The sequence below is a fragment of the Candidatus Phytoplasma australasiaticum subsp. ipomoeae genome, assembly GCF_024425275.1.
GTDB classification, from domain to species: domain Bacteria; phylum Bacillota_I; class Bacilli_A; order Acholeplasmatales; family Acholeplasmataceae; genus Phytoplasma; species Phytoplasma australasiaticum.
The window spans coordinates 5,367-13,159 of record NZ_JALQCV010000014.1 but is presented as its reverse complement, the minus strand read 5'-3'; the positions used below and the strand labels follow the sequence as shown (position 1 = coordinate 13,159).

Annotated in this window: 6 protein-coding genes and 2 pseudogenes; 2 read left to right on the top strand and 6 right to left on the bottom strand. The window is 22.0% G+C overall.

Annotated features, from left to right (window positions below; translation table 11 throughout):
- Nucleotides 1–420: 420 nt before the first annotated feature.
- Nucleotides 421–687: a hypothetical protein gene (locus tag NQK76_RS02205; RefSeq protein WP_255872727.1), complete on the bottom strand. Its 267-nt coding sequence runs from the start codon at nt 685–687 to the stop codon at nt 421–423.
- A 1,286-nt stretch (nt 688–1,973) separates the two neighbouring features.
- Between NQK76_RS02205 and NQK76_RS02200 the strand changes: the two genes are divergently transcribed.
- Together NQK76_RS02200 and NQK76_RS02195 are read left to right on the top strand one after the other, a co-directional pair.
- Nucleotides 1,974–2,459, top strand: coding sequence for an SVM family protein (locus NQK76_RS02200; RefSeq protein WP_255872726.1), 486 nt, complete (start codon nt 1,974–1,976; stop codon nt 2,457–2,459).
- A 533-nt stretch (nt 2,460–2,992) separates the two neighbouring features.
- Nucleotides 2,993–3,119, top strand: a pseudogene (locus tag NQK76_RS02195) (endonuclease); the annotation flags it as partial.
- Nucleotides 3,120–3,211: 92 nt separating this feature from the next.
- Here NQK76_RS02195 and NQK76_RS02190 read toward each other — a convergent pair.
- The 5 genes and pseudogenes from NQK76_RS02190 to NQK76_RS02170 all read right to left on the bottom strand — a co-directional run bounded on the left by NQK76_RS02190 (nt 3,212) and on the right by NQK76_RS02170 (nt 6,799).
- Nucleotides 3,212–3,361, bottom strand: coding sequence for a hypothetical protein (locus NQK76_RS02190; RefSeq protein ID WP_255872725.1), 150 nt, complete (start codon nt 3,359–3,361; stop codon nt 3,212–3,214).
- A gap of 732 nt (nt 3,362–4,093) precedes the next feature.
- Nucleotides 4,094–4,468 carry an SVM family protein gene (locus tag NQK76_RS02185; protein ID WP_255872724.1) on the bottom strand — a complete coding sequence of 125 codons (375 nt, stop codon included), beginning with the start codon at nt 4,466–4,468 and terminating at the stop codon, nt 4,094–4,096.
- A gap of 24 nt (nt 4,469–4,492) precedes the next feature.
- Nucleotides 4,493–5,299, bottom strand: a complete 807-nt coding sequence (locus tag NQK76_RS02180; protein ID WP_255872723.1) for an effector — start codon at nt 5,297–5,299, stop codon at nt 4,493–4,495.
- A 215-nt stretch (nt 5,300–5,514) separates the two neighbouring features.
- Nucleotides 5,515–5,789 (bottom strand): annotated as a pseudogene (locus tag NQK76_RS02600) (HU family DNA-binding protein).
- 272 nt (nt 5,790–6,061) lie between these two features.
- Nucleotides 6,062–6,799 (bottom strand): hypothetical protein, encoded by a 738-nt coding sequence (locus NQK76_RS02170; protein WP_255872722.1) that lies wholly within the window; start codon nt 6,797–6,799, stop codon nt 6,062–6,064.
- Nucleotides 6,800–7,793 lie beyond the last annotated feature (994 nt).

Below are 7,793 nucleotides of genomic sequence, written 5' to 3'. Positions count from 1 at the left end.
TAAAAAAGATAGGAAATTATTTTTTAATCTTTTAAACAAAAAAAGACTAACTTAATAGTTAGTCTTCAAGATTTTTAAAAAATAAAAAGTGTCTAAATTTTCGGAACAGCTCACTTATACCGAATATGACTATTTAGGAGATAGGAGAATAGATTTTTTGAAAAACCCTAACAAAAAAACATCATACGTCCATTGTGATAGTTAGAAAAAATTCGAAAATTAAAAAATTTGAGAAATTAAAGAAAACCAAGACTGATAATCGGAAGAATAATGATCAAAAAAAGATGTAAAGTTTATTTTAACAACCAAAAAAAACGCATTTAAATCCATCATACCAAACCTGGATGCGATGTTGGCTGTCATAGAAACAAAAATATGGTGTTTTTAAAGTCAAAAAACTAATCATTAATATCTATATTTTTAAGATTTAATTATTTGCAAAACTATAAAGAATCTACGGTATCGAAAAAATGATTTTTTTTGAAAAAAAATGGTTTGAGCTGCTTTACGTTTATAATTTTGATATCGCCAAGTATTAGCAAAATGAATTTGTCCTAATTCATTTAACAATATTTGAGCTCCATTTTGCCCCACATCAACTTGTAATGGGTTGGCTGAATTATCCCAAATTTTACAGTGTAATAAAAAATGCTCTAGTAAATTACAATAAACCAAATTGTATTCCATTTGATAACTAAAAATCACAAATGGCCTATGAAAAAACTTAATTATCAAAGTCCTCTTCATTATTTACAAAATTATCGATTTAAAATATCTTAATTTCATAAATTATTATTTTGTGAAAATAAAAATTGCTTTTTTATTAAATGTGCTTATAATACTAAAATATAAACAATTATGTTTTTGTATTATGTTTTTGTATTAGACAAAAACAATTCCTGATCATTATTTATGCTACATAAATACTTTACAAAAAGGAGAAAATTTTATAATGTATGGTATGTTTTTGGGTACTTATTGTTTGTCGATATTAATATTAATTTTACTTATTTTATCTATAATATTTTTAAGTCTCAGAATTTTTGAATTAATAATAAATTTTATTTGCACAATAAAAGATATTATTAAAAAAAGAAATAAAATTACTCTTTTATTTATTATTTTGTTTATTATTTGGTTGATAGTATGTTTCTGGCTTTTTATTAAATGTGTTAACAATTATGTTTTTTTCTAAAAAAACAATTTCTGATCATTAATTTATGCTACATAAATACTTTACAAAAGAAGCAAATTTTATAATGGATGAGGTTACTAAAAATATATTTTTTAATTTGATAGCAATTTTAAGCGTTTTCTTGTTAATTATGTTATTTTTAAGTTGCAAAGTATTGAGTTTAAAAATAAAAAATTTTATAAAAAAAATAGAAAATAGTATTTACAAAAGACATGCAATTGTGAGTTTATGTATTATCATTTTTATTTGTTGTTTTTTTTGTTGTTATTGCTTTAATGATAAAAAAATAATAATATTAAATATTTAGTTAAAATAAAAAGAAGGAGTTACTCGAGAATGAATGTTCTTTAATGGATTAATTTAAGCTTATCTGTTATAAGTATTTAGGGGAATTAATTATTAATTTTTTATATCCCGTTTTTTTATCTGTCAAGCGTTATAAAATAAATTTATTAAAATTATTAAGTTATAACTTATAATTTTCATGATTAGACAATTATTAAATAGCATCTTCAGACGTTTTAGTGCATTGTTGATATACAAACGTAATACTACCTTGGTGAAGCTTTTGTTCATAATGCTGATTTCAAATTAACTGATTTCTACCTGCACTGCAACCCTTTACGTAAAACTTTATCTCTCTTTAAAGATAAACATAATAACGATAAAGTAAAAGAAGTTGAAAATAATAAAAGAGTCAGCTCTGACTGGTAACAAAATTATACCAACTGTCAATATATTAAAATTTAAGAAATAAAAATTAAAGGAGATTTAATTAATGTTTAAATTACAAAATCAATTTAAAATAATAAGTATTTATTTATTTATTTTTTTAGGACTATTATTTACAATGAATAATAATCAAGTAATGGCGATGAATAATTTAAATGATGAAAATTACATAAATAATGAAATTAATAAACTTTATTTAGAACGAAAAGAATTAGCTACTAAAATTTCATATTTTCTTATTTATCGTTTAGATGATGATGTAAAATTACAAAAACAATTAAATGATTTAGATCAAATAATTAAAAATCTTTATCAAAGAATTTATGATATCAAAATTTTAAAGTCTATAAATGAACAAATTCGGCATGATTCATATGAAAGAAATCAAATAGCAATTCAAATTTTAAGTATTTCCTATCAAAAACCCGCAATACAAGAACTTATGACAAAATATCAAAAATTAGTGATAAAAATTAAGAATCTAAACCAAAAATATATTAATTTACAATATAAATTAAATGAATTTAATTAATTTTTCATCACAACCCTAAGACCCTCTCTCAGGGTCTTTTTTTGATACACAAAATCTTAAAAAGGAAACCAAAAAATATGTTAATTAAAAAAATCTTTTCATCTTGACCAAACAACCTCATTTTTTTTATCATTACTTTACTTGCGTTTATTCTGATTATAATCGTTTATTATGTCATTAAATTCTATCTTTTAACCGCCAAACTAATATTACCTAATTAAAACAAGAAATAGTAGTGCGATTTTATCGTTATTTAACTACTAAGAACCCAAATCATAATGGCATCTATTTAATACTTGGTTAACCCAAATTAAATAATGGTCTTAATATTTTAAGTAATTATTTATTATACTTATCGAAATCAATGGTTAAACTTAGGGTTATTAACCATTATTTTATTATTTCTTCCGCATTTATTATCTTTAATTGATTTTATGATTAAATGTCTTTATCACCTTTGTAGGTTTCTTTATTTTTTAGGAAAATATCTTTGGTTATTATTTAAAAAAATTTTTAAGAAAGCGTAATTAATCATGAAAGTTAACTTAAATCAACGTACTAAAGCCTGGTTACCAACATCGTCACAAATACATTAATGCCTCCGAAATCGGAAGTATTACAGAATTAGATCCGTTCCGTTCTTTAACCCAATTAACACACTGACCCCTTATTTTGTGACAACTAGTTATCGTGTTCATCATGACCAAAATTACTATTATTGGATTGTTTTCTAGCTTAATCTAATTTTTTTCCTAATCGGTTAAACTTTCATCTACTTCAATAAAACTTTGATGTAATTCTTCATTCTGATGTTTTTTTATAAAATAAGCGGGAGTAAAAATGATCATGACACTGATAATTAGAAAAATAATTTCTTTTATTAATTTTTTTAAATTGTTCATATTATAAAAACTCCTTTGTTTTGTTTAGTTAACAAAAATATTCATTTATTAATGGCAATAAAAAAATATTGTTGAATAAAAAAAGACCTTTAAAAATAAGGGTCTTAAAAATTTAATATTTTATTATTTTTTTTAAAAAAGGTTTTTTAAATGAAAAAATGTTTTTTTCTTAACCAGTTAATTGATTTTTGTTTAGTTAAATCACTTTTTTTATTCCTTTCTTTTTTTATTTGATTGACTTTTTTTCTTTGCCAGGTAGTTATGTTTTTTTATATTTGGCTAAAGAAAAAGTCCCTTTAAAAAGGGACTTAAATTGATAAAATATTTTTTTATTTCTATTTTATAGAACGAGAATAAGTATCTTCTTAAAGTAAATGTTTCAAACATTCTTTCTTTTGGAGATACTAAAAAAACCACTAAGGGATGTGAAAAATATGAAACATAAAATAAAAGTAACGATGATTTTTTTAATCATCTTTACATAAATAGAGCCTCGGAGAGGCTCTATTTTCTTTTTCACCACGAAATTTGTTTTAACTATAAAACAAATGAAACATTGGTTCACTCCCAAATAGAATAAAAAGTTGATTAGGATTATTTTAGTTAAAAAAGTAAAAAAGTCAATTTTGTATTTTTTTTGATAATCTTTTAGTTACTTTCGTGATTAATTCCTTTAATAAATAGGAAATCAAAAAGACTTTTGTTTAAAGAATCTTTAAAAATTGAATTGACTTAATTTCGGCTGGAATTATTCGAACGATTTGAATGTTGGGGTATAGTGTTATGTAAAATTCTTTGTTGAGTGGCAATCCTTTGGCTTAATTGCATATTTCGTGTCATTAAATTATTAATAAATTCTTCAGAAGCATTATTTTCTCTAGCCTGAAAAATTTGTTGTACCAATTGAGCTTGTTGTAAATTCAAATCTAGTAAAATATTTGCTTGTATTTCCAAATCTGACTGATTATTATTTATATTATGACCATTATTATTAGCATGACCATTGCTTGATGCCATAATGGGATTATTATTGATTATTAAAAACATACCTAAAAAACTAATTAAAAATAATGGTAAAAGATGTAATTTTTTTTTTACTTGCATCATTTTAACTTATAACTCCTTTTTTATTTATCCCTCAGTTGAGGTGATTTCGTAGAGTTTGTTTAATCGAGAAATAATTGAATCTTTATATTGTTTTTCACCTTCTTCATATCGTTCTTCTAATTTTTTTCGGTATTCTTCAGCATCAGATAACATTTCTTGGTATTTTCTTTGGGTTGCTTTTAATTTACCAATTTGAACTTCGATTTTGCCGATTTCACCAACTATTTTTGAAATTTCATCTTGGAATTTATCGATTTTATCTTCGTTAGTTTTTCTATCAATTTTTAATCTATCAACTTCTGGTTGTTTTGTTTCTAGTTGTTTTTCTAATGGTTTTTTTTGTTGTTCGTAAGATGTTATTTGTGGAGAAATAAGATTTAATTGAGATTGGTATTCATCGCATTTATTTTGGTATTCGTCTATTACATCTTTTTCTTTATTTAAATAACCTAAACACAATCCCCAACTCTTTTTAAGTTTATTAATTTCTTCTTGTTCTTGTTCTGATAAATCAGTTGGTAATAAAGTAGGATTAATAGGTTCGGAAAAAAGATATTTTTTCATTTGTTCTAAACGAGCCGCAGTTATTTTAATTTTGGGAATTAGTTGTTCTTCGGCAGAACGTTTCAGTCTAGTAGAAAAGAGTTTTTTTATTTTAAATGCTTCATAATAATCTAACGTTTCTTTTGCGGATTCCCAAGAAGATAAAGGTGATTGATTTTTGCTAGTACAATGATGATTTTTATGAATCATAATCATAATTGTTATTCCTAATAATAAAATAACTATTATTTCAACAAAATATTTTTGTAAAAAGTTTTTTTTATTCATTAATTTCGTAACCTTTCTGATAATAATAAGATTATTATTATCAAATTTGGAAATTTGAATATATCACTATTATATAACTTTAAGAAAGAAATAATGAAACAAAATAATAATGAAAATTTATTTCATCATTATTTATTGATAATCAGTTGATAGCATTGAGCATATTTTTTGTTTTTTGTTGTTCTATGAAGCCATTTATTTTCTCTTACTTGCAATTATTCTTCAAAGACTAAGGATTTAACTTCTTTTTGTTAAACTACCCGCTACTTTAAAAATAATGGGTGTGGAAGCAGGGATTTTGATTTTTTTCCTCTTTGTGGATTGCTTCCAATGTAGGCTTTTCGTGATTTTAAGACAAATCTACCAATGGTAGGTGCTAAAATTACTTTTTTATGGGATGCAATTGCTTCGATTAAACACGCTCGAAGGTTTTGTAAAATGTTTCTGTAGCAGTAATGGTAGCTTTATTTGCTTCAGCGATTTTTTTTATTAATTCTTTTTTTTAGTCATATAATTATTTCTCCTTTGGGTTGATTTTTTTTGTAAATTACTATGGTCTTGGAAATAAGTACTACAATAAATTTTTGTTATGGTATCACTCATTAAAATGGATTGATTATTAATGTGAAGAGATTGTTTTTTGAGCTCATATGAGTGTCATTCCTCTAATTAATTGACTTTTCTTCAACACGATTTATTTATTCTTTCGAAAAATCTTGATTGATAAAAATTTGGAATAACTTGGAGATTATTTTATATTTACTAATTTTTTTTTATTATAAATAGAATAGGAATAACAATTAATAAAACTAACAATAAAAAAATATTATTTATTAAAACACCAAGCCATCCTTGAGAGAAATTATTATAAAAATTTAAATCAAAAAAATCATTAATTATTGAGCTGATATTACAGTATAAAAAAGGATTCATAAAATTATAAGGATATTGATAAAAACGTTGATTTTCGATTGAACCTAAAATTAAGGAATAAAAAAGATAAAACAAAGGATGGATTAAAGCTAAATAATGTTTAAGGCAAGGGGCCAAAGGAGGATTAACATAACAATTACTAAAATAAAAAATAGTAAATAATATCGGAATATAAGTATGTTCACATAAACTCACTGTTAAAAATTCATATTTAAAATTTTCATAATCTACAAAAGGATCGGCGATTAAATTCCAAACGACGCCGGTTAATAATATATCAATTAAAACACAAAAAGCCCATAAAGAATAATTTTTATGATTTCGAAATTTAGAATTTAAAGTTCCAATACAAAATAAAAGAACTAAAAAATTACTTTGAAAAGTGAAATTATAAAAAGTATTATAAAAAGCGCCACTTATCAAAGTTAGTAAGTTTTGCTCTGAGTCATAATTACGAAAAGAATAATTATTTAATTTAATGAAATAAGTGGCACTTGAAAATATAATTAATACAATTAAAAAAAGAAAAGCTTTACTAGATAATTTTTTTTTTGAATTATCAAACATAGATAAATCTTCCTTTTTTACAATTTAATATTTAATTTATTATCCTTATCATTATTGATATAAAGAATATTAAATATACACTTCTTTAATAAGTTAATATTTATATTACTAATAATTTTATAAAAAATTTCATAGAAAATTTCATAGAATTTAAATAAAAAATATTGAAATTTAAATATATCACTATTTATATAATTTTATAAATTAAATATTTTAAAAAAAATTTATTTATTGAAAATTATAATATATTTTTTACGATTTATTTATCATTGTGAGTTTTGATATTATTTAAGTTTTCTTTGGTAATCTTTTTTTGTTGACGTCATAGTTTGGTTAAATTGCTGCGGTTAATATTCTTATATCATAAGCGTAAATTTTCTTTGTTAATTCATTGGTCAATGATTTTTTGTTTTCGCTAATTACTTCGTTAAACATAATAATATAAAACAATGATTTTTATGTAAAAATAAAGTAACTTTGCCCATTTCTTGATTATATTTCTAGCAATCACTAATAGTTTTAATTAAAAATTTTTTTTATTTTTATCATTTTTTAATATTGAAAACTTCTATAATCAAAATATCACTGTATTAATATTTTTCGTATATATTTATTTGATAATTTATGAAAATTGTTTGATCAAATAATAAAAAAATAAATTTTAGAATGTCTATTCAAATATATTTATAATTAGAAAAATTTAAATTTAGATAACTATGTTTAATTATATTAAATATTGTTTAATATAAATAATATTTAAGAAACTTATTACGTAATAAAATAAAGTGAAATTTATTTAAATTAATTAAATGGTTTTAAAATAAGTTATTTTTAATTATATTTAGAATAAAAATATCAAAAAATAGCTAACTATGTTTAATTATATTAAATATTGTTTAATATAAATAATATTTAAGAAACTTATTACGTAATAAAATAAAGTGAAATTTATTTAAATTAATTAAATGGTTTTAAAATAAGTTATTTTTAATTA